This window comes from Staphylococcus sp. HMSC13A10 (assembly GCF_001808005.1).
Lineage (GTDB): Bacteria > Bacillota > Bacilli > Staphylococcales > Staphylococcaceae > Staphylococcus > Staphylococcus pasteuri.
Genome location: NZ_KV791856.1, coordinates 438,308 through 459,065, shown reverse-complemented (window position 1 = coordinate 459,065; position 20,758 = coordinate 438,308). Strand labels below are relative to the sequence as shown.

Below are 20,758 nucleotides of genomic sequence, written 5' to 3'. Positions count from 1 at the left end.
GACGCAGATAGCGACGCTGATTCAGATTCAGATGCCGACAGTGATGCAGACTCGGACGGTTTTATAGAATACGAAGGAGATAGTGATGCCGATGGTGATGCAGATTATGAGTCAGATTCAGATGCAGACTCAGACAATGATAAAGATCATTCAGATGATAAAGCATTACCAGAAACTGGTGAAGAATCAAATTCAAATAATGCAACATTATTCGGAACTTTATTTGCTGGCTTAGGCTCATTATTCTTATTCGGTAGACGCCGTAAAAAAGATGCAGAAAACAAGTAATAATTAAATATTATTCAAATATTAAGTATGATAAGGAGCCAGGTCAATGAGACCTGGCTTTATTTAAAATAAAAAACAAAATTACATAAAATTAACTAATATTGTTATAATTAAAAGCATAAAGAGTTTAAAGTACGGAGGGTAATATGAATATAGAAAGTAAAATTAAGGATTTAGTAGAATTTATAAAAAATAAAGAAATTATTAAAGAGTATGTTTTTTTGAGTTTGGGGAAACCAAATGTTAAAGCTCAAGTGAAAATTATAAAAAGAACTAATTATTTAGAAAGAGAAATAATTAAAATATGTCAAAAATATAAGAAACAAGCAGGCGAGTTTCCAACTTGGATTAAACTAGATATTGTTACTAATTATGAAACTGTTCTTTTTAAAGACTTAAAAAAAGAAATGATTAATACGAGACGAAATTATATCGATTTTGGAATATCATTAGATAAAAATTGGAATGTTACATTCTTACCTGAAGAAATTAATGTCAATGCATTTGTTAGACCGTCTAAAAAGACAAAGGAGTTTTATTTGTCAGAAGATAATATTAATAACTATATTAGAAAATACACTAATTATAAACGACCATATTCACATGAATTGTATGAATCTAAAGAAGTTATTAAATTTTATACAAAGTCTTATTTTTTGGATGATGATCAAGTATATGAGCTAGAATCAAAGGGTTATAAGAAAGGTCTAAGAAAGATTGATAATTTAAACGATGAAATCGATCAATTAATAAATAGTAGTGCTCATTTTTTAGAAAATATGTTAGAAGATAATGGTAAATTTAAATATGGATATTTTCCACATTTCGATAAAGAGATAGGATTTTATAATATTTTACGACATTCATCATCAACTTATGCATTAATTGAAGGTTTAAATTATATGAATGAATCTCTTGAATCAACAGAAAAAGCTATAGAGTATATTATTGAAAATCATATTTATGAAGTTAATGGAAATGCTTATGTATTTGATAATACTAAAAACGCAAATGAAATTAAACTAGGTCAAAATGCGTCGTTTATTTTTGCTGTTTGTGAATACTTAAAAAAACAACAAAATCCATATTATCTAGAAGCTGCTCAAAAAGTAGCTAAAGGAATTCTGTCTATGATTGATGAAAATACTTGGGATACTACCCATGTTTTAAACTATCCAGATTTATCAGTTAAAGAAAAATTTAGGATCGTTTATTATGATGGAGAAGCAGCATTGGCTTTAATGCGTTTATATCAACAAGATCATAATGAAAAATGGTTGAATACTGTTAAGAGTTTAGTGGATCAATTTATTTCTAAAGATTACTGGAAATATCATGACCATTGGTTAGGTTATTGTACGAATGAACTTGTCCAAATCAGTCCAGAACAAAAATATTTTGAATTTGGTATTAAGAATGTAAGTACACATTTAGATTATATTAAAAATAGAGAGACAACTTTTCCAACATTTCTAGAAATGCTAATGGCTACATATAAATTAGTTCAAAAAGCTAAGGCAGAGGGATATGAAGATTTAGTTAATTCACTCATTGATGAACAAAAATTGATAGATATTATCCACGTAAGAGCTAATTATCAAAGAACTGGATTCTTTTATCCAGAATTAGCAATGTATTTTAAAAATCCTTCAAGAATATTGGGTAGTTTCTTTATCAAACACCATGGTTATAGAGTGAGGATCGATGACATTGAACACTATCTTTCAGGATATGTTCAGTATCAAAATGTTTTTAAATAAAGACCAAGGAGTATAAGTTATGGATAATAAAGAGAACGAAAAAAATATTAATAATGATGATGAAAAATCTGAATTAGATAAAGAAATTGAAGCTGAATTAATTGAATATATGAATAGTGATAAAAAAGAAGAAAAAGAAGAAAAAAAGAAATATAAAACAGCTGGATTTATTGTTGCATTAGTCATTGCAATCTTATATATGGTTAAATTCGCTAAGCATTTTATGTATATTGATTTGCATTCACTAATACATTAAAATGGCTTAGTTATTAAATATATGATTGTACTTATAGTGTTACAAAGAATTAACAAAAATGAGCACTAAGACGGTTTTTTATAAAAACCATCTTAGTGCTTTTTGATTGTTATTATTAATTATATTTGGTTTGGAAATATTTAACTATTGGTACTTGTCATATTTTCCCAAAAATAAATTTTCAATGAATGTAATAGACTTTTCTGAAATGAATGGATTACGTAATAATTTAATTAATGTTTTTTTTGTATGTTTAAATAATCTCATTGGAGCATATTGACCTCGTTGAATCATGTCAACATAACGGTTTAAAAATATAGTAAGCAAATCTTGCTTTCTTTGTTGAGAAATATTATTTTGGTTCACTATAAAATCATACACAGCAGAATATATTTTCACTGCATCTCGAGGAGGCGTAGATGAATTTGACAATGCAACATCATCTTGAGCTTCATAAAAATAATAATCTTTTTCATAGCCTAAAATGGTTATATAATTAACTACACTGTATACTTGCATTAAAAACCAATTATCTTCACGTACTTTTATATCTTTTGGAAAGCGAATATTGTAATCCTCGATAATAGATCTTTTAATAAATTTACCTATAACATTTAAACTATTATAAAGTTTAGTATTTTCAAATATTAAATCAGATTTTGTATATTTGTATGAAAAGGCGGATCGACTTATAGGTCTATTGCTATTTATTGCTCTGAAATAAGGCATGCATATCATATCATTATTAGTTGTATTTGCAATTTCCATTGCATCGCTTATAGAATAAGGTGTAATGTAATCATCTGAATCAATAAATAATACCCATTCTCCGTTAGCGTTATCCAGTGCTTTATTACGAGGAACTGAAGCGCCACCTGAGTTCATATTACTTTCTAAAATAATTAGATTAGGTATTAATGATTTAAATTGTTCAACTACTTTTAAAGAGTTATCTGTAGATTTATCATCAGAAATAATAACTTCAATTTTATCTAAATTATAATCTTGTTTAGCAATTTTAGTTAACAGTCTGGCGATTGTGCTTTCTCTATTATATAAAGGAACAATTATGGAAACATCTATTTTATTATTCATTTTACATCTCCTGTATAGTGAAATAATATTTCTTTCGCTTCATTTTCATTTGCAAATGATGTGAAAATGATTGTTTTATTATCTCCACGAATAAATCCACTTTTATATTTTAAACCTATTAAGAAGTAATTGTTGAATTTAAATAAACTATATTTATAATTTTTGTAAATATTGAATAAGTCTCCAACAGTAAAGCTTTGTCTCTCTTTAACTCTGAATCTACCTGTTAAATTGATAGCGATAGAATTACTTAAATTAAATTTATTAATTGCAAAATTTGTATATTTCTTTCTATTTGCAAAATTTTCAAATAAATAATCTACAAGTTCATATGTTTCTGACGGATGTGGCCCTTTAGTCATTGAAGATAGCAAACTAAATACATTTACTTTTTTTCCTTTGAAAAATGTTGAGTTATTAGTTACCCATTCTTGTAACTCTAATTCTTCGTTTTGAGCATTTTCATCAATTGCATTCATGTAATAAAGCAGTGGACCCATGCCTTCAACTGTCATAGAATTTTCTGTATTATATTCGTGTTCGATTTTACTAGTTACATTATCGACAATAATATAACTTTTTCCTGCTTTACTTATTGAAGAAAATAACTCTTCTTCATTTTGTAAATTCATTCTTTTTAATATATGTGGAAGAGTTTTAGCGATTTCAGGAAACTCAGTACCACCACTTGAAGATTTTAATAATGTAATTGAATCTGAATTACATAAATATTTTAAATCATTAATCATTAATTCTTTGTTTGGGTACCATGTAATATTTTTATTATTAATTTTATTAACTACAGGTCTTAAATCATCATCTAAACAAAGAATATGATCAGCATTTGAATTAGTTAAATATGGTATTAATTCCTGATGGATTTCTTTAGACTTATGCCCTAAATCATTAATTTTCCCTATTGCAATAATTTTATTGCCACTAAAGAATTGAGTCTGACTATCAAAAGCTTTTATTGCATTTATCATGGCAGGAAGTGAAGCATTATGAGTATCATCAATTAATGTTAACTGATGAGATTTTGTTATAACTTTTTTCATTTTTAATATTTTAGAGAATGGTTTAAAATCATAAAGATGTTTAGGATTAATAGGCACATTTAAATTTTTCATGATAAGTAATGCACCTAATGTATTTGAAATCATACCATCACTTATTGTATTGATTTGATACTCATTAATATCATGATTATTTTCAATACCAATTTGAATAGCACCTTTTAAATAATTTATATATGACGGTGCTAGATTAGAAGGTTTAGTATTATCTATTGAATAAGTCTGTACATTTTCTGTGAATTGTAAAGCTTGTTGCTTTAAATAATCTAAGAACATTGTGTCGCCATTAATAATAGCTATGCCGTTTTTATTGAGACCTGCAAAAATTCGAGATTTTAGCTCAGCGATTTCATGAATACTTTTGAATGTTGAATAATGTGCAGCACCAATTCCAGTAATAACGGCAATATCTGGTTTGAGATATAATGCTGTGTTTTCCCTATGATTGATAGCATTAAGAGAAGTTTCAATTACGGCAAAGTCAGGATTTTTAATCAATTTTAGCATATTAGCATAAATAGCGGCTCTAATATTATTATTCCCTCTATTTTCAAGAACATTATAATCTTGCAGTAAAGAAGAAGTTAGCATTCTAGTTGAACTTTTCCCCATCGATCCTGTAATAGCTATAACTGGATTTTTATATTGGTTTCTTATGTAAGTTGCAAGTTTTTTAATGGCTTTAACAGAATCATGAACGATAAGTTGAGGAATTTTATGTTCCATATTTTCAACGTATTTTTCAGTAATTATTAAGCCAATATTTTCGTTAGATTTATCAATTAAATCATTTCCATCTGGAGCATTTTTACTTCTCCCGAGTTCTTTCCACCAAGTTTCTTTGTTTGGAGAAAAGTAAGCAGTATTTTTAGATTTGACAAAGCTATAAATAGTTTCAAAATCGTTAATTTCTTTATTTAATTCATTTGGTTCAACATCATACAAAGAGCCTTCTATAATAGTTGATATATCTTTAATTGTTAACATAATAATCCCCTTAAACTCCCTACACTTTTTAATAGCATTTTTATTTAAAAATATTAATAAAAATAGGATAACTTAAATTTTAAAATAAATCTTCAATAATTATATCATGATATTGTGTGTGATTTAAGTGATTTATATAATTTAAGGATAATTGTTTTAAAATTCTAACTATTTGTGGTAGCGCTTACAAATAAATATATGATAAACTACATACAAGTGTAAATGTTCATGAAGGGGTGGGGCTTAATGAAACGTTATCGTTATTTTATTATTACTATGATTGTGCTTATGACAATGATTAATTACATTGACAGGGGGGCCATTTCATACGCGCAAGAAGATATTATTAAAGAATTTGGATTTGACACGATTGCTTGGGGAACTATTCTTGGCTATTTCGGTTATGGTTATATGTTTGGTTCCCTATTAGGTGGAATTACAGCGGATAAAAAAGGGCCAAAATTTGTTTGGATTGTAGCAGGAACAGCTTGGTCATTAGTTGAAATTGGAATGGCATTTGCTGGGGAACTAGGTATAGCAGTGTTTGGTGGTTCAGCTTTAGCTGGTTTTGGTATGCTACGCGTTATGTTTGGTATAGCTGAAGGTCCAATATTTTCAACAATCAGTAAAACAAATGCGAACTGGGCAGCACCAAAAGAAAGAGGCTTACTTTCTGCCTTAGGATTAATTGGAGTCCCTATAGGCGCAGTAATTACAGCTCCAATAGTTTCAGGCTTTTTAACTATTTCAAATTGGCGTCTATTATTTATTTTACTAGGTTTATTAGGTCTTGTTTGGGTAGTTATTTGGGCGAAGGTATTTACAGATTACCCTGAAGATAATAAAAGAATTTCTGAAGAAGAACTTAAATCAATACGTTCTACAGAGGATAGTTTAAATGTTGAAAAGACAGTTGATACTGAACAATCTAAAGAAAAATGGTATCACTTTTTCACAAGTACAACACTTATTTGTAATATGTTAGGTTATTTTGGTTTCCAATATGTGAACTTCTTGATATTAACTTGGACTCCTAAATACTTACAAGATGAATATCACTTTGAAATACACTCTTTATGGTATTTAGGTATGATTCCTTGGATAGGTGCGGTGTTCACAGCATACTTTGGTGGTCAACTTTCAGATTGGCTTAGAAAGAAAACGGGAAGTTTAAGAATTGCACGATCAGGTTTATCAATAGCTGGTATGATTTGTGCTGGAACATGTTTCGTGATTATTCCATTTACGCATAGTATTGTCGCAGTGATGATATTGATGATGATAGGAAATGCATTTATTTTCTTACCAAACGCAGTTTATTGGGCAGTTATCATTGATACTACACCAAATAATACTGGTACATTTGGTGGTATCACACATTTCTTTGTTAATACAGCGACAGTTATTGCACCAACATTAACAGGTTACTTAGTAGCATCATATGGTTATTCTTCAATGTTCGTTTCTGCAGTAGTAGCATCATTGATTAGTATTGTTGCAATGTGCTTTGTTAAACCAGGTGAAAAGAAAATGCATATTTCAAAATAAAAATAACCTGAGACTTAATTACAAGTCTCAGGTTAACAAATAAATAATATATTGGCAGTCCATCCGTTATAGAAATATCGGATGGACTGTTTTTTTATTTTCTATATTTTAAACGAGCAAATGCATCATGTTGATGTATTGATTCTTCATTTCGACATTCGATATCAAATCCCTCAATCCAATCGAATTCAACTAAATCTGCAGCAATCAAACGAATTAAGTCTTCAACAAAACGTGGATTTTCATAAGCACGTTCAGTAACACTTTTTTCGTCTGGGCGTTTCAATATAGGGTATAATATTGAGCTAGCGTTAGCTTCCATAGCATCTAAAATTTTATCTTTGTAATCATCTATAACTATGTCATCTTTGTTTAGATATGCTTTAACTGTAACAATCCCACGTTGGTTATGCGCAGAGTATTCGCTGATTTCTTTAGAGCAAGGACATAAAGTAGTAACAGCTGCTTGAATAGTTACTTCTTTACGCGTAACTTTAGTACCTTCAATTGCAATACCATAAGTGACATCAGCATTTCCAATCGCTTTGATATTAGTTACAGGGCTAAAACGATCAAAGAACCATTTACCACTAACATCAACACCCGCAGCATTTTGGTTCATTTTTTCTTGCAATGTTCGTAAAACATGGTATAACGTATTAAATTCCAATTCAATACCATTATTGTAATGTTTTTCAACACTTTCTAAAATGCGGCTCATATTTATGCCTTTTTCATCTTTATTTAAACTTGTTGAAAAACTAAATGTACCTGCTGTTTGAAATTGATCAATTAATACAGGATAAGTTAAGTTTTTAATACCAACTTCTTCGATTTCAAATAAGAAGTTTTTGTGCGTACTTTGCAAATCAGTCATTTCATTTTTAGTTGTGGGTTTCGTACCTTCGATAGGGTCAACAGAACCAAAATGTTTCCATCGGCCTTCACGTGTAGATAAATCAAATTCTGTCATTGTTAACCTCCATTAAGATTCGAAATGATAAGTCCAGAATGGTTCAATTTCTAAAAAGCTATGAACTTCTCCACCAACTTGTGGACTTGCTAATTCTTTTAAAAATGGTCCAGTTTGTGAAGCATGTGCTTCAAAGGCTTTAATTTTAATATCCTTATATTTAGAAATATCATTTTGGATGTCAGGTTCACCTAATATATCGGGTGCATCATTACTAAACGCAACTAATGTTAATCTTGGACGTTCATTCTCTGGCATACGACCAACAGTTCTTACTACTGCTTCACCAGTTGCTTCGTGGTCTGGATGAACTGCAAATTTCGGATAAAAAGAAATAATTAATGAAGGATTAGTTTCATCAATCAAATTTTTAACCATATCATCCATTTGATCATGTGGTTCGAATTCAACAGTTTTATCTCTGAGTCCCATTTTTCTTAAATCAGTAATGCCAATCGCTTTAGCGGCATTTTCCAATTCTTTTTCACGAATATCTGGTAATGATTCTCTAGTAGCAAATGGAGGATTACCCAAATTCCTGCCCATTTGGCCTAAAGTTAAACAAGCATATGTTACCGGAACGCCTGCCTCGATATAACTTGCGATTGTTCCCGCAGATGAGAAGGCTTCATCATCTGGATGAGGGAATATAACGAGTACATGTCTTTCATCTGTCATGAATCTTACCTCCTCTATATTGTAAATGGCTTATCGCTAATTTCTAATGTAGCAGCCAATTGTCCTTCATAATTAAATCCAGCTATGAGACATTCATTATTTTGGTTAACTTCATAATGTGTTAGTCCCTGAACATAAACCCAACCTCCGTCGCGAAGTTTTAATCCGATACGGTATGGATCTTTATCTCCACCTTTAAGTTGTGCATGTTCAAATGTTACTTGTATATTTCTCAAAAAAGTACCAGCATTAAATACACGTTCATCAAAATGGTTAGCATAAGCACCATTTGTTGTTTCAACATGTAGGTAAACGGGTTTGTTTTCATAAGAAGTTAATAAATCCATTACTTCTTCATATTTAATAGGTTCCAACACGTTCACTCCTTACACCATTCAATGTGTTTATCAGTCTATTTTACTAAAAACAACTCAATAAATGTACATCTCTGCTCAATTTATTTAATTAATTTTGTAATTATTTCCATATATTAACATTTTCATGAAGGGATATCACTTTATTACGGAAAAATGTTGTGTCGTGTTATAATCCAAAATGTAATTAAGGGGTTGGTTATTATATTGTTTGGTAGTAATTATTTGAGGTGATTTATTATGAAAATTATTAATTTAGGCACTAAAGAATTAGCATCATTTTATGTTGCTTGCGAATTATTTAAACAAATGGATGAATATCCAAATAGTAATTTAGGTTTAGCGACTGGTGGAACTATGACAAATGTTTATGAACATTTAGTTTCGTTATTAAAGAAAAATCAATTAGATGTATCAAAGATAACAACATTTAATTTAGATGAATATGTTGGTTTAGAGCCTGAACACAATCAAAGTTATCATTATTATATGAATCAAATTTTATTTAATCAGTATCCGTATTTCAATCGTCAAAATATTCATATACCAAATGGAGATGCACCCAACTTAGATGAAGAAGTGAAACGGTATAATCAAATCATTGAATCTGAGGGGCCTATCGACATTCAATTGCTAGGTATTGGAGAAAATGGACATATAGGATTTAACGAACCAGGTACAGATTTTGGTAGCGAAACACACGTTGTTGATTTAACTGAAAGTACAATTAAAGCGAATAGTAGATACTTTAATCATGAGTCTGAAGTGCCTAAACAAGCAGTATCTATGGGACTTCAATCCATCATTAAAGCTGAAAGAATTATATTATTAGCATTTGGCGAGAAAAAAAGACAAGCCATAAACAATTTATTAACTCAACCTATATCAGAAGATATTCCATCTACCATTTTAAAAACACATGCTAATGTAGAAATATATGTAGATGATGCAGCTACACCGGATGTCGATTAGCTTATAAATATACGTTTCGTTTAAAGTAAAAGTTTAAAGGGTAATTCATTCAATGTGAGAGAAAAACAGTTTAAACTGAAAGGATGAATTATAATGGAATTACAATTAGCAATTGACTTATTAAATAAAGAAGAAGCAGCAGAATTAGCGAAAAAAGTAGAAGAATATGTTGATATTGTTGAAATTGGTACTCCAATCGTTATTAATGAAGGTTTACCTGCAGTACAACATTTAAATGAAAATATTAACAATGCAAAAGTTTTAGCTGACTTAAAAATCATGGACGCAGCGGACTATGAAGTTAGCCAAGCAGTTAAATTTGGTGCAGATGTTGTAACAATTTTAGGTGTAGCTGAAGATACTTCAATTAAAGCGGCAGTAGAAGAAGCACACAAAAATGATAAACAATTATTAGTAGATATGATTGCAGTGCAAGATTTAGAAAAACGCGCAAAAGAATTAGACGAAATGGGTGCTGACTACATTGCAGTCCATACTGGTTATGATTTACAAGCAGAAGGACAATCTCCATTAGATAGCTTACGTAAAGTTAAATCAGTAATTAAAAATTCTAAAGTAGCTGTAGCTGGCGGTATTAAACCAGATACTATTAAAGATATTGTTGCAGAAGATCCTGACTTAGTTATTGTTGGTGGCGGTATTGCTAACGCTGACGACCCTGTAGAAGCTGCTAAACAATGTCGTGACGCTATTGAAGGTAAGTAATTATGACTAAATTTAATAATTATCAACTCATTTTAGATGAGTTAAAAGGAACTTTATCTCACGTAAAGGATGAAGAATTCGACGGATTTGCTTCTGAAGTAACAGAAGCTTCACGAATCTTCGTTGCAGGTAAGGGTCGTTCTGGATTTGTTGCAAATAGCTTTGCAATGAGATTGAATCAATTAGGCAAGCAAGCATTTGTCATTGGTGAGTCAACGACGCCATCTATACAAAAAGGCGATTTATTCATTGTCATTTCTGGTTCAGGTTCTACAGAACATTTACGTTTATTAGCTGATAAAGCAAAATCAGTGGAAGCAGAAGTTGTACTATTAACTACTAAACTTGATTCTGCAATTGGTGAAATTGCAGACACGGTTGTTGAATTGCCGGCAGGTACTAAACATGATGCTGAAGGTTCAAATCAACCATTAGGTAGTTTATTCGAACAATCGTCTCAAATCTTTTTAGATAGTATTGTGATTGGTTTAATGAACCAACTTAATGTTGACGAAACGACAATGCAAAATAATCATGCAAACTTAGAATAAATAATCAATTTAGGCTGGGACATAGAAAGATGTCTCAGCTTTTATTATGGCATAATATATGTTAATTTTGTTATATAATAAAAAGATAAACCTTAATTTGATATTTTAGAGGTGAATAATTTGAATTTTGATAATTATATTTTTGATTTTGACGGGACATTAGCAGATTCAAAGCAATGTTCAATTGAGGCGACTAAAGAAGCCTTTGCACAATTTGGATTAACAGAGCCAAGTGATTCAGAAATTATTCATTATATGGGAATACCAATTGAAAAGTCATTTATGGAGATGAGTGATCGTTTTTTATCTGAAGAAGCGTTAGATCAACTGATACAACTTTTTAGAGAACAGTATCAACAATTCGAGGCGAGATATTTATGTTCTTATTCTGGAATAGCAGAAACACTAGATCAATTAAGTAGACAAAATAAGCAAATGTTTGTTGTATCTAGTAAAAAAACGAATGTATTACAAAGGAATTTAGAACATTTAGGTTTGAGTCGATTTATTAAAGAAGCTATTGGTTCTGATAAAGTGAAACATTATAAACCCGACCCAGACGGATTACAGTACATTCTTCAAAATCATAACCTTAATCCAGCGAATAGTATATATATCGGGGATGCTATATTTGATATTCAAATGGCTAAAGCAGCTGGAATTAAATCTTGTGCAGTAACTTGGGGTTCACATTCATCAAAAGATTTAATCAGTGAAAATCCAGATTATGTATTAAGTGAAGTGGACGAGATAATTAGAGTTTTATAACTTACAAACATGATAAATAAATAATATATCAATTAAAGTTAGAGTATTAAGTCATTAAAATGACAGTTAAAAATGCTCTAACTTTTTTATTTATCAATGAAACAAATTAAATGTTAATATAATATACAAATAAGTTAACATTTGTAGGTGGGAATATGTCAGAATTACTTCGACAATTACAACAATACGCTATAACAAAATCAGATCAACCAGCTGTGATTATTGATGATGAAACAGTTACGTACCATGAAATATGTTTATTGATAAACCAAAACAAAAAAACAATGACTTCTATCCCAAAAGGCGTCAGGGTAGCATTATGCCATCATAATGCATTAAAAAATATTATCGACTATTTGACTTTATTGTCTTTAGATTGTGTACCGTGTTTATTGGATAGCAAATGGAGTTTGAAAATGATTAGAGAGCTTATGAATACTTATCATATACCATTTCATAATATGGAAAATGAAATATCGAAAGTCTCAGCAGTTAAACTGACATCAATAAAAGATAATCCAACTAATATCTTACATATTGGTTTTACTTCAGGTACAACTGGTTTACCTAAAACTTACTATCGTAACGAACCGTCATGGATTGTTTCGTTCGAACAAAATGAAATGCTTATGCAAAGACAAGAAAAAATATTTGTAGCACCTGGCCCTTTATCACACTCTTTGTCACTATATGCTTGTATATACGCTCTTTATACTGGTCGCACGTTTATTGGACAAAATCATTTTAATTCGATACAACTCATTGACAAATTGAACACCATTCAACTTCCTACTGCGATGTTTTTAGTGCCAACCATGTTACATCAACTATTGTCCAATCATGATATGCCAACATGTTTGTCTAGTATTTTTAGTAGTGGTGCTAAATTAAATAAGCATATGTTCTATAAATTAAAAGAACAGTTATCTCATGTAAATTTAATAGAATTTTTTGGGACATCGGAAGCTAGTTTTATAAGTTATAACTTAAACCAAAGCGCACCCGAATCATCAGTTGGTAAATTATTTTCAAATGTTGATTACCAAATAAAGAACAAAGATGAAGAAGGTATAGGTCGATTATATGTCAGAAGTAATATGACGTTTAGTGGTTATGTGAATGATGAGAACGAATTACATGATTATCAATGGATTAGTACAGGTGATTATGCACATATTGATGAGAAGCAATGTTTGTATTTAAGAGGAAGAGTTGGGTCAAGATTGATTATAGGCGGTAAAAACGTTTATCCAGCTAAAATAGAAAGCGAAGTTACTAAAATCCATGGAATTAATGAAGCTATTGTTATAGGACAGCAACATGATAAATTTGGAGAAATTGCTGTTTTACTATATACAGGCGATATTGAATTAGATTATAGACAATTGAAAACGTATTTAATGAATAAAATAGATAGGTACGAAATTCCTTCTAAGATAAAGAAGGTAACTAAAATGTCGTATACACGAAGCGGCAAAATATCTCGATTTGAAATGGAAAAAAGATGGAATACAGGAGAACTAAAATAATGAAACAACCCGTTATTGTTGCAGCTAAAAGGACAGCATTTGGCAAATATGGAGGTAAATTAAAACATCTAGAACCAGAGGAATTATTAAAATCATTATTTAACTATTATCAAGATAATTATTCAGAAGTGATTGCTAATTTAGATGAAGTTATTTTAGGAAATACAGTAGGAAATGGTGGCAATATTGCACGGAAATCTTTATTAGAGGCTGGCATTGATGATGCGATACCAGGATTAACGATAGATAGACAATGTGGTTCGGGGTTAGAAAGTATCATTTATGCTTGTCGAATGGTACAAAGTGAAGCTGGAAAAATTTATCTTGCTGGAGGAGTAGAAAGTACAAGTCGAGCACCATGGAAAATACTACGACCTCAATCTGTATATGAACAACATTTCCCTCAATTTTATGAGAAAGCTTCATTTGCACCAAAGGGACAGGATCCAACTATGATTGAAGCAGCTGAAAACGTTGCTAGAAAATACAACGTATCACGGGAAGACCAAGATCAATTTGCATATCAAAGTCATCAGCGCACAAGATTGAATTATGAAAATGGAAATATAAACCAAGAAATAGTCCCTTTAATAGTAAAAGGTGAAAAATTTGAAGACGATGAAAGTATAAAACCTAATTTAAATTTAAAAACATTATCGCGATTTAAGCCACAATTACCTAATGGTACAGTGACAGTAGGAAATAGTTGTATGAAGAATGATGGAGCTGTATTGGTTTTAATTATGGAACTTGAAACAGCGAAATATTATGGATTTAACAATGGTCTATATTTTAAGGGTGCTATGACAAAAGGTGTAGACCCTAACATACTGGGGATTGGTCCGGTACCTGCTGTACAGAATTTACTTAATTGTTATGAATTAACCATTCATGATATTGATGCAATAGAACTGAATGAAGCATTTAGCGCACAAGTTTTAGCCTCACAAAAATTATTAAATATACCAGATTATAAATTAAATCAATGGGGTGGTGCTTTAGCGTCTGGACATCCATATGGAGCAAGTGGTGCAGCCTTAGTGACACGATTGTTTTATATGAAAGATAATTTTAGAACAATAGCGACTATGGGTATAGGAGGTGGCCTCGGTAATGCAGCTTTATTCGAACGATGGGACACAAAGTGAAATAAGAGAAATTCGATTTAATGAAGAGGAGGTAATGAGATATTGTCAAATTATTGGTGTGGAATATAAGGGTTATGTTCCTGAATTATTTTGTGCCAAGTTATGGCCAGAATTCACATTGTTCCAGGAATTTATAAATGAAAAAATCTATTTGAAAGAAACAAAAGTATACCAAACCAATAAATTAGTTACATGTACAAATTATAAAGCAGAATTACGCAAAAAAGAGGTACTTAAAATCAAAAATTTCATCAAATACACCTACACTTTGAAAATTAATAAAGATAATAATAATTGTATTTATATAGAACAAATATTTATAAAGGTAAATCAGATATGAAGATAAATGAGCAACTAATAAAACACTATTTGGCATGTGTAAACGATAAAAATGAAATCCATGATGATATTGTTCCAGGACAATTAGTTTGTGATATTGTGATGAATAAACTCGATATAACGTGGTCTTCTTATAAAATAAAATACTTTAGAACCATTGGTATTAATGAAGATATTGATTATTCAATGAAAAATAAGGATACGATAACGGTTTGGAATAAAGAAGATGGGGTAAAGTTAATTGTTGTAAAAATTAGATAAAATAGAATTTGTTTTAAATAATTTTTCTTAATGGATGATTTGATTGAATAGATTTTTTTATTTTAACTAATTTTCTGTAAAATGAATAAATTTGTATTTTTGAATTTAAATAAAATTAAATCAATTTGACAACATTAACTATCATAGTATAATTATGTAACATACAAAGGAGTGTTAAATTACATGGATTTCGAAAAAGAAAATATTAACATGGTCGACGCTCAAAAAGCGAAAAAAACCGTTGTCGCAACCGGTATTGGTAATGCCATGGAATGGTTTGACTTTGGTGTTTATGCTTATACGACAGCTTACATAGGAGCGAACTTTTTCTCTCCAGTCGACAATCCTCAAATGCAGCAAATATTTACATTTGCTGCATTAGCGATTGCATTCTTACTTAGACCTATAGGTGGTATCGTATTTGGTATTGTGGGAGACAAATACGGTCGTAAAGTTGTATTAACTACAACAATTATATTAATGGCACTGTCTACATTAACAATTGGTTTACTACCAAATTATGACACGATTGGTATATGGGCACCTATTCTCTTGTTATTAGCGCGTATTTTACAAGGTTTCTCTACTGGTGGGGAATATGCAGGTGCAATGACATATGTTGCAGAGTCTTCACCAGATAAAAAGCGTAATAGCTTAGGTAGTGGATTAGAAATTGGTACATTATCTGGTTATATTGCAGCTTCAATTATGATTGCATTATTAAGTTTCTTCTTAACTCATGATCAAATGCAAGCATGGGGTTGGAGAATTCCATTTATTTTAGGTTTATTCTTAGGTTTATTTGGATTATACTTACGTAGAAAATTGGAAGAATCACCTGTATTTGAAAATGATGTTGCAGAAACTCCGAAAAGAGATACGATTAATTTCTTTGGTATCATTCGTTATTAGTACAAAGATATCATAGTTTGTTTCGTAGCAGTAGTATTCTTTAACGTTACGAACTATATGGTGACAGCATACTTACCTACATATTTAGGTCAAGTTGCAAAAGTAGATCAAACGACAACTAGTGTCATCATTACTTGTATCATGGCAATTATGATTCCATTAGCTTTAGGATTCGGTAAATTGGCAGATAAAATAGGTGAAAAGAAAGTATTCTTAATCGGTACTGGTGGATTAACGTTATTAAGTATTGTTGCATTTTCATTATTAGCAACAAAATCATTACCGTTCATTATCATTGGTGTCTTAATTCTAGGATTCTTCTTATCAACTTATGAAGCAACAATGCCAGGATCACTTCCAACGATATTCTATACACATATTAGATATCGTACATTATCAGTAACATTTAACGTATCTGTATCATTATTTGGTGGTACAACACCATTAATTGCTTCATGGTTAGTTGAAGCTACAGGTAATGTATTAGCACCAGCTTATTACTTAACAGCAATTAGTGTTATTGGATTCTTAGTTATTACATTATTACATGCAGCTACAGCAGGTAAGTCACTTAAAGGTTCTTACCCTAACGTAGATAATGAAAAAGATAAAGCTTATTATGAAGCTCACCCTGAAAAAGCATTATGGTGGGTAAAAGAACGACAAGAAAAAGAAGACTTTTAATTAATATGTGAGTCTTGTGGTAATTGTTAAATACAATTGTCATAAGACTCTTTTTTTAATAGAAAAGTGCTAATGTTAAGAAGGTTCAAAGTTTCTCTCTGAACCACCAAAGGGGACAACTTTGGTTAACATTAGCACTTTTTATCGTTATTAAGATGAGTATTTTATGGATGATGGCATTTAAAGTGTCTGTAGTTAGGGGACAAGAAACTTTAAAACCATTGTTTGAACGTTTGAAACATGGATCTTTTACCTTTTAAACTTTAAATCTGTAGATTCTTGATGCTGAAAATAACAATCATGCGTGACTGAAATGCATTCTGTCGACGTCATTTTCAAGTAGAGAGAGTAATCGATAGATATCATTTTTATTAAAGGTTTCATCAAACTTAACAGTGATTGATTTGAATTTTTTAGTAATGATTTCGTATTTAGGAATACCGTCTTGGATATCTTGTTTATGAATAATCATGTTGTTATACCTCCTTTATCTCTCTACACTTTATATCATACACGTTCATCAACCATTAGACATGAGGCTTTGGTATCAACTTTAACTCAGTCTATCATTGGATAATCAACTACGACTATATATGTAGGTAGAAGTTAGGTGATTAATAGAATGAAAAAGGCTTACACTATACAAAACATGCGATAGTGTAAGCCTAGTCTATTTAATAAAATCTATGATTATATTTAAACTTCAGTTACTTGAACGTCAATTTGTTCTATACGACGGTTAGCACCATGGTCAACAGGGCCAACAAAGTCGTTCATTTTCCAACCATTTTTAATAGCTGAAGCAACGAATGCTTTTGCTGCAATGACTGCTTCTTTAGGTGATTTACCATTTGCAAGATAAGCTGTTGTCGCAGCTGCAAATGTGCATCCAGCACCATGATTGTAGCTTTGTTGGAACATATCTGTAGTTAATTGATAGAATGTTTTACCATCAAAGTACAAGTCATATGATTTATCTTGATCTAAAGCTTTACCGCCTTTAATAATAACGTGTTGAGCACCTTTGTCATAAATGATTTGAGCTGCTTTTTTCATTTCATCAATAGAAGTTAGTTTACCTAATCCTGATAATTGACCAGCTTCGAATAAATTAGGGGTAACCACTGTTGCTTTAGGTAATAAATATTGAATCATTGCATCAGTATTTCCCGGGTTAAGTACTTCATCTTCACCTTTACAAACCATAACAGGATCGACAACGAAATAGTTAGCGCCAGATTGTTCATAAACTTCACCAGCACGTTTAATGATTTCTTCTGTACCTAGCATACCAGTTTTAATAGCATCTGGACCAATAGAAATAGCAGTTTCAAGTTGTTTTTCAAATACATCCATAGGTAATGGTGTTACATCATGAGACCATGTTTCTTTATCCATAGTTACGATAGAAGTTAAAGCTACCATACCGTATACGTCTAATTCTTGAAAAGTTTTTAAATCAGCTTGCATACCAGCACCTGCACTAGTATCTGAACCAGCAATTGTTAATACTTTTTTTAATGCCATTTGAATTCACTCCTAATGTTTTCTAATACTGTTACCATCATATCACGATTCACATAGTAGCAAAATAAAATAGTGTCATATTATAAAGTTTATTTGTCATGTTATCTAATTAGTTAAGATGAGTTATTTTTAACTGATGATCAATATCGATAAATGTCATATCATTTTTTGATAGTAAGTCTTCATTTAATTGAATTTTAAATATTTGGTTTGTGAAATAAGGTTTTAAAAAATAAGTCCTATTTTTACTATCCATTACTAATTGATATTGCGTGTAGTGTGTTTCCCCAGCATCAATGACGGCACCTTGAGGAATGCTTACAGAATCTAATATTTTAAAACAATTAATCAAATTTTGTTCTTCATCGTTTGATTGTGGTAGTTGATGTCTTAAATAACTTGCTCTTACGAAACGTTCAGGAGAAGTATATCCACCTGGTAATCCATTTGTACCTGCTTCAGCACCCATAGATTTTACTAATAATTTGCCTACTAAATGATTAGTAGACTTTTTAGGCGATAAAAAAGCATAATTTCTTAAATTTTGTATGTGCCATTCTAAATTGGGTGAATTAGTAAGCACATTTATATGATTGTCTTTAACAATAAGCAAACCATTATGTGGTTCTACTGACACAGTATGACCTTCACGGTCAGTTATAATGAAGTGAAGCGGTGGTACAATGTTCAACGTTTCATTCTTCTCATGCATAATATTGACCTTTTTGACTTTTTGCTTTAAGTCTTGAATATTTTTAGTGAAGCCAAGCACCCATATGATAAATTCTTCAGGAGCTAAATTAAAATAACCATAACGTTTATGTTTGCTATAAGATGCTTCGCCAGTAAAATAATGATTTGAAATAGCGATGCCGCATTCATTAACACCATCTCCAAAACGATATCGACCTACCTTTAAATTAGTGCCGACAAAACCGTAAGTGAGTTTCATAGATGGTTCTAAATCAAATTGATAATCAAAATTTCTAGGTACTACAGTTGGTATGCCGTTAAATTCAAAAGCAAAGTCCATAGTTCTAGCTAAATAATGATGTTGCTGTTTTGTGTAAAATGAAAATCCTGTACACATATACGTCTCTCCAAACTTTTAATTCATCTTATTATGAACTATATATAATTCAAGATAATTTGTAAACTTATTTTAAACAAAAGTTTACATTAAACCTAATTATAATTTGAAGGTAGAGATATGTTAAAATATCTTTGAGGTGAAAAAGGATGGAATGGTCTGAAGTTTTTCATAATATTACGTCTAAACATGATTTCAAGGCAATGCATGACTTTCTTGAAAAAGAATATACAACACAAATTGTTTATCCAGATAGAGAAAATATTTATCAAGCCTTTGATTTAACACCGTTTGAAGACATTAAAGTTGTCATATTAGGGCAAGATCCTTATCATGGCCCTAATCAAGCGCATGGGTTAGCTTTTTCAGTACAACCTAATGCTAAATTTCCACCTTCATTAAGAAATATGTACCAAGAATTAGAAGAAGACATAGGTTGTAGACGTCAGTCACCACATTTACAGGATTGGGCAAGAGAAGGTGTGTTACTTCTTAATACAGTATTAACTGTAAGACAGGGTGATGCTCACTCCCATAAAGATATTGGCTGGGAAATATTTACAGATGAAGTGATTCGTACCATTTCAGGGGAAAGAGAAGATGTTGTGTTTATTTTATGGGGAAAACCCGCCCAACAAAAAATAAAATTAATCGATACATCTAAGCATTATATAATAAAGTCACCACATCCAAGTCCATTATCTGCGTATAGAGGGTTCTTCGGCTCTAAACCTTATTCAAAAGCAAATTCATTTTTAGTATCAAAAGGTAAAACGCCTATTCATTGGTGTGAAAGAGAGGATAATAGTCATGGATAAAGACAAAGTGATTCAATTAATAGAACGAGAACTCGTTCAAGCTGACGAATCAACTTCACAACAAGATTTTGAGAAACATATGTATGCGATACATACAATTACAGCACTTTATACATCTTCGGCTACAGACAAAATGAGTATGGGAAAATCTAAAGGTAATGATTTTACGCATACAGAGGTAAGTACAGCGAATAAACCAATGAGTGATAATTATAGTAAATCTGGCTATGATAATGTGACAGTTGAAGAAATTAGAGCAATGGGTGGAAAAGTTTCTAATACGGAAAGTGCAAAATCTCAACCAACCAATACGAATTCAATCTCTAATTCTAATTTAATGACGACTGATGATGAAATAGGCAACGGTGAGTCTATATTTGATTTTTAAACATAAAGGA

The 20,758-nt window shown here is 30.8% G+C and carries 22 protein-coding genes and 1 pseudogene; 15 read left to right on the top strand and 8 right to left on the bottom strand.

Annotated features, from left to right (window positions below; genetic code table 11):
- The 3 genes from HMPREF3125_RS06805 to HMPREF3125_RS06795 all read left to right on the top strand — a co-directional run.
- Positions 1-288, top strand: a 288-nt coding sequence (locus HMPREF3125_RS06805; RefSeq protein ID WP_141738049.1) for an LPXTG cell wall anchor domain-containing protein, incomplete at its 5' end; no start/stop codon positions are given.
- A gap of 146 nt (positions 289-434) precedes the next feature.
- The gene (locus HMPREF3125_RS06800) at positions 435-2,048 is read left to right on the top strand and encodes a poly(glycerol-phosphate) alpha-glucosyltransferase (RefSeq protein ID WP_070452696.1); all 1,614 of its coding nucleotides are present in this window, start codon (positions 435-437) and stop codon (positions 2,046-2,048) included.
- Between the two features lie 19 nt (positions 2,049-2,067).
- Positions 2,068-2,304: a hypothetical protein gene (locus HMPREF3125_RS06795; protein ID WP_029056365.1), complete on the top strand. Its 237-nt coding sequence runs from the start codon at positions 2,068-2,070 to the stop codon at positions 2,302-2,304.
- A 144-nt stretch (positions 2,305-2,448) separates the two neighbouring features.
- Here HMPREF3125_RS06795 and HMPREF3125_RS06790 read toward each other — a convergent pair whose 3' ends face one another.
- Both HMPREF3125_RS06790 and HMPREF3125_RS06785 read right to left on the bottom strand, forming a co-directional pair.
- Positions 2,449-3,399: a glycosyltransferase family 2 protein gene (locus HMPREF3125_RS06790; protein ID WP_070452693.1), complete on the bottom strand. Its 951-nt coding sequence runs from the start codon at positions 3,397-3,399 to the stop codon at positions 2,449-2,451.
- Positions 3,396-5,462 (bottom strand): Mur ligase family protein, encoded by a 2,067-nt coding sequence (locus HMPREF3125_RS06785; RefSeq protein ID WP_070452690.1) that lies wholly within the window; start codon positions 5,460-5,462, stop codon positions 3,396-3,398. Before HMPREF3125_RS06785 ends, HMPREF3125_RS06790 begins: the two co-directional genes overlap by 4 nt.
- Positions 5,463-5,708: 246 nt before the next feature.
- On the opposite strand from HMPREF3125_RS06785, the gene HMPREF3125_RS06780 reads away from it, so the two are divergent.
- A complete protein-coding gene (locus tag HMPREF3125_RS06780) occupies positions 5,709-7,010 on the top strand; it encodes an MFS transporter (RefSeq protein ID WP_070452687.1) in 1,302 nt (433 codons plus the stop codon).
- 94 nt (positions 7,011-7,104) lie between these two features.
- On the opposite strand, the gene folE2 is transcribed toward HMPREF3125_RS06780, so the two are convergent.
- The 3 genes from folE2 to HMPREF3125_RS06765 are packed head-to-tail and all read right to left on the bottom strand — an operon-like array spanning position 7,105 to position 9,038.
- Entirely contained in the window at positions 7,105-7,983 is an 879-nt protein-coding gene (gene folE2, locus HMPREF3125_RS06775) for a GTP cyclohydrolase FolE2 (RefSeq protein ID WP_017636402.1), read from the bottom strand.
- 12 nt (positions 7,984-7,995) lie between these two features.
- A complete protein-coding gene (gene bshB2, locus HMPREF3125_RS06770) occupies positions 7,996-8,661 on the bottom strand; it encodes a bacillithiol biosynthesis deacetylase BshB2 (RefSeq protein WP_017636401.1) in 666 nt (221 codons plus the stop codon).
- Between the two features lie 14 nt (positions 8,662-8,675).
- Entirely contained in the window at positions 8,676-9,038 is a 363-nt protein-coding gene (locus HMPREF3125_RS06765) for a YojF family protein (RefSeq protein WP_176745285.1), read from the bottom strand.
- 237 nt (positions 9,039-9,275) lie between these two features.
- Between HMPREF3125_RS06765 and nagB the strand changes: the two genes are divergently transcribed.
- The 9 genes and pseudogenes from nagB to HMPREF3125_RS06720 all read left to right on the top strand — a co-directional run bounded on the left by nagB (position 9,276) and on the right by HMPREF3125_RS06720 (position 16,925).
- A complete protein-coding gene (gene nagB, locus HMPREF3125_RS06760) occupies positions 9,276-10,007 on the top strand; it encodes a glucosamine-6-phosphate deaminase (RefSeq protein WP_070452685.1) in 732 nt (243 codons plus the stop codon).
- 93 nt (positions 10,008-10,100) lie between these two features.
- A complete protein-coding gene (gene hxlA / locus HMPREF3125_RS06755; RefSeq protein ID WP_070452683.1) occupies positions 10,101-10,733 on the top strand; it encodes a 3-hexulose-6-phosphate synthase in 633 nt (210 codons plus the stop codon).
- Positions 10,734-10,735: 2 nt separating this feature from the next.
- Positions 10,736-11,284, top strand: a complete 549-nt coding sequence (hxlB, locus tag HMPREF3125_RS06750) for a 6-phospho-3-hexuloisomerase (RefSeq protein ID WP_037555767.1) — start codon at positions 10,736-10,738, stop codon at positions 11,282-11,284.
- A gap of 120 nt (positions 11,285-11,404) precedes the next feature.
- Positions 11,405-12,052, top strand: coding sequence for an HAD family hydrolase (locus HMPREF3125_RS06745; protein WP_017636396.1), 648 nt, complete (start codon positions 11,405-11,407; stop codon positions 12,050-12,052).
- A 155-nt stretch (positions 12,053-12,207) separates the two neighbouring features.
- Positions 12,208-13,581: an AMP-binding protein gene (locus tag HMPREF3125_RS06740; RefSeq protein WP_070452680.1), complete on the top strand. Its 1,374-nt coding sequence runs from the start codon at positions 12,208-12,210 to the stop codon at positions 13,579-13,581.
- Positions 13,581-14,729: a thiolase family protein gene (locus HMPREF3125_RS06735; protein WP_070452677.1), complete on the top strand. Its 1,149-nt coding sequence runs from the start codon at positions 13,581-13,583 to the stop codon at positions 14,727-14,729. Before HMPREF3125_RS06740 ends, HMPREF3125_RS06735 begins: the two co-directional genes overlap by 1 nt.
- Positions 14,695-15,069, top strand: coding sequence for a hypothetical protein (locus tag HMPREF3125_RS06730; protein WP_029056372.1), 375 nt, complete (start codon positions 14,695-14,697; stop codon positions 15,067-15,069). The genes HMPREF3125_RS06735 and HMPREF3125_RS06730 overlap by 35 nt, the downstream gene beginning before the upstream one ends.
- Positions 15,066-15,329: a hypothetical protein gene (locus HMPREF3125_RS06725; protein WP_029056373.1), complete on the top strand. Its 264-nt coding sequence runs from the start codon at positions 15,066-15,068 to the stop codon at positions 15,327-15,329. The genes HMPREF3125_RS06730 and HMPREF3125_RS06725 overlap by 4 nt, the downstream gene beginning before the upstream one ends.
- A gap of 183 nt (positions 15,330-15,512) precedes the next feature.
- Positions 15,513-16,925 (top strand): annotated as a pseudogene (locus HMPREF3125_RS06720) (MFS transporter).
- 298 nt (positions 16,926-17,223) lie between these two features.
- Here HMPREF3125_RS06720 and vraX read toward each other — a convergent pair.
- The 3 genes from vraX to HMPREF3125_RS06710 all read right to left on the bottom strand — a co-directional run bounded on the left by vraX (position 17,224) and on the right by HMPREF3125_RS06710 (position 19,542).
- On the bottom strand, positions 17,224-17,397 hold the full coding sequence (gene vraX, locus HMPREF3125_RS12830; RefSeq protein ID WP_017636390.1) for a C1q-binding complement inhibitor VraX: 174 nt from the start codon (positions 17,395-17,397) through the stop codon (positions 17,224-17,226).
- A 224-nt stretch (positions 17,398-17,621) separates the two neighbouring features.
- Entirely contained in the window at positions 17,622-18,452 is an 831-nt protein-coding gene (gene thiD / locus HMPREF3125_RS06715; RefSeq protein ID WP_017636389.1) for a bifunctional hydroxymethylpyrimidine kinase/phosphomethylpyrimidine kinase, read from the bottom strand.
- Between the two features lie 109 nt (positions 18,453-18,561).
- The gene (locus HMPREF3125_RS06710; RefSeq protein WP_070452674.1) at positions 18,562-19,542 is read right to left on the bottom strand and encodes a choloylglycine hydrolase family protein; all 981 of its coding nucleotides are present in this window, start codon (positions 19,540-19,542) and stop codon (positions 18,562-18,564) included.
- Positions 19,543-19,691: 149 nt separating this feature from the next.
- On the opposite strand from HMPREF3125_RS06710, the gene HMPREF3125_RS06705 reads away from it, so the two are divergent.
- Both HMPREF3125_RS06705 and HMPREF3125_RS06700 read left to right on the top strand, forming a co-directional pair.
- Entirely contained in the window at positions 19,692-20,360 is a 669-nt protein-coding gene (locus HMPREF3125_RS06705; protein WP_070452672.1) for a uracil-DNA glycosylase, read from the top strand.
- Positions 20,353-20,748 carry a DUF5327 family protein gene (locus HMPREF3125_RS06700; protein ID WP_017636386.1) on the top strand — a complete coding sequence of 132 codons (396 nt, stop codon included), beginning with the start codon at positions 20,353-20,355 and terminating at the stop codon, positions 20,746-20,748. The genes HMPREF3125_RS06705 and HMPREF3125_RS06700 overlap by 8 nt, the downstream gene beginning before the upstream one ends.
- Positions 20,749-20,758: the final 10 nt, after the last annotated feature.

What these genes read in the sequence shown, in the direction of transcription:
- HMPREF3125_RS06800 (WP_070452696.1), top strand. Translation starts at nt 435, where the DNA reads ATGAATATAGAAAGTAAAATTAAGGATTTAGTAGAATTTATAAAAAAT.
- HMPREF3125_RS06795 (WP_029056365.1), top strand. Translation starts at nt 2,068, where the DNA reads ATGGATAATAAAGAGAACGAAAAAAATATTAATAATGATGATGAAAAA.
- HMPREF3125_RS06790 (WP_070452693.1), bottom strand. Translation starts at nt 3,399, where the DNA reads ATGAATAATAAAATAGATGTTTCCATAATTGTTCCTTTATATAATAGA.
- HMPREF3125_RS06785 (WP_070452690.1), bottom strand. Translation starts at nt 5,462, where the DNA reads ATGTTAACAATTAAAGATATATCAACTATTATAGAAGGCTCTTTGTAT.
- HMPREF3125_RS06780 (WP_070452687.1), top strand. Translation starts at nt 5,709, where the DNA reads ATGAAACGTTATCGTTATTTTATTATTACTATGATTGTGCTTATGACA.
- folE2 (WP_017636402.1), bottom strand. Translation starts at nt 7,983, where the DNA reads ATGACAGAATTTGATTTATCTACACGTGAAGGCCGATGGAAACATTTT.
- bshB2 (WP_017636401.1), bottom strand. Translation starts at nt 8,661, where the DNA reads ATGACAGATGAAAGACATGTACTCGTTATATTCCCTCATCCAGATGAT.
- nagB (WP_070452685.1), top strand. Translation starts at nt 9,276, where the DNA reads ATGAAAATTATTAATTTAGGCACTAAAGAATTAGCATCATTTTATGTT.
- hxlA (WP_070452683.1), top strand. Translation starts at nt 10,101, where the DNA reads ATGGAATTACAATTAGCAATTGACTTATTAAATAAAGAAGAAGCAGCA.
- hxlB (WP_037555767.1), top strand. Translation starts at nt 10,736, where the DNA reads ATGACTAAATTTAATAATTATCAACTCATTTTAGATGAGTTAAAAGGA.
- HMPREF3125_RS06740 (WP_070452680.1), top strand. Translation starts at nt 12,208, where the DNA reads ATGTCAGAATTACTTCGACAATTACAACAATACGCTATAACAAAATCA.
- HMPREF3125_RS06735 (WP_070452677.1), top strand. Translation starts at nt 13,581, where the DNA reads ATGAAACAACCCGTTATTGTTGCAGCTAAAAGGACAGCATTTGGCAAA.
- HMPREF3125_RS06730 (WP_029056372.1), top strand. Translation starts at nt 14,695, where the DNA reads ATGCAGCTTTATTCGAACGATGGGACACAAAGTGAAATAAGAGAAATT.
- HMPREF3125_RS06725 (WP_029056373.1), top strand. Translation starts at nt 15,066, where the DNA reads ATGAAGATAAATGAGCAACTAATAAAACACTATTTGGCATGTGTAAAC.
- vraX (WP_017636390.1), bottom strand. Translation starts at nt 17,397, where the DNA reads ATGATTATTCATAAACAAGATATCCAAGACGGTATTCCTAAATACGAA.
- thiD (WP_017636389.1), bottom strand. Translation starts at nt 18,452, where the DNA reads ATGGCATTAAAAAAAGTATTAACAATTGCTGGTTCAGATACTAGTGCA.
- HMPREF3125_RS06710 (WP_070452674.1), bottom strand. Translation starts at nt 19,542, where the DNA reads ATGTGTACAGGATTTTCATTTTACACAAAACAGCAACATCATTATTTA.
- HMPREF3125_RS06705 (WP_070452672.1), top strand. Translation starts at nt 19,692, where the DNA reads ATGGAATGGTCTGAAGTTTTTCATAATATTACGTCTAAACATGATTTC.
- HMPREF3125_RS06700 (WP_017636386.1), top strand. Translation starts at nt 20,353, where the DNA reads ATGGATAAAGACAAAGTGATTCAATTAATAGAACGAGAACTCGTTCAA.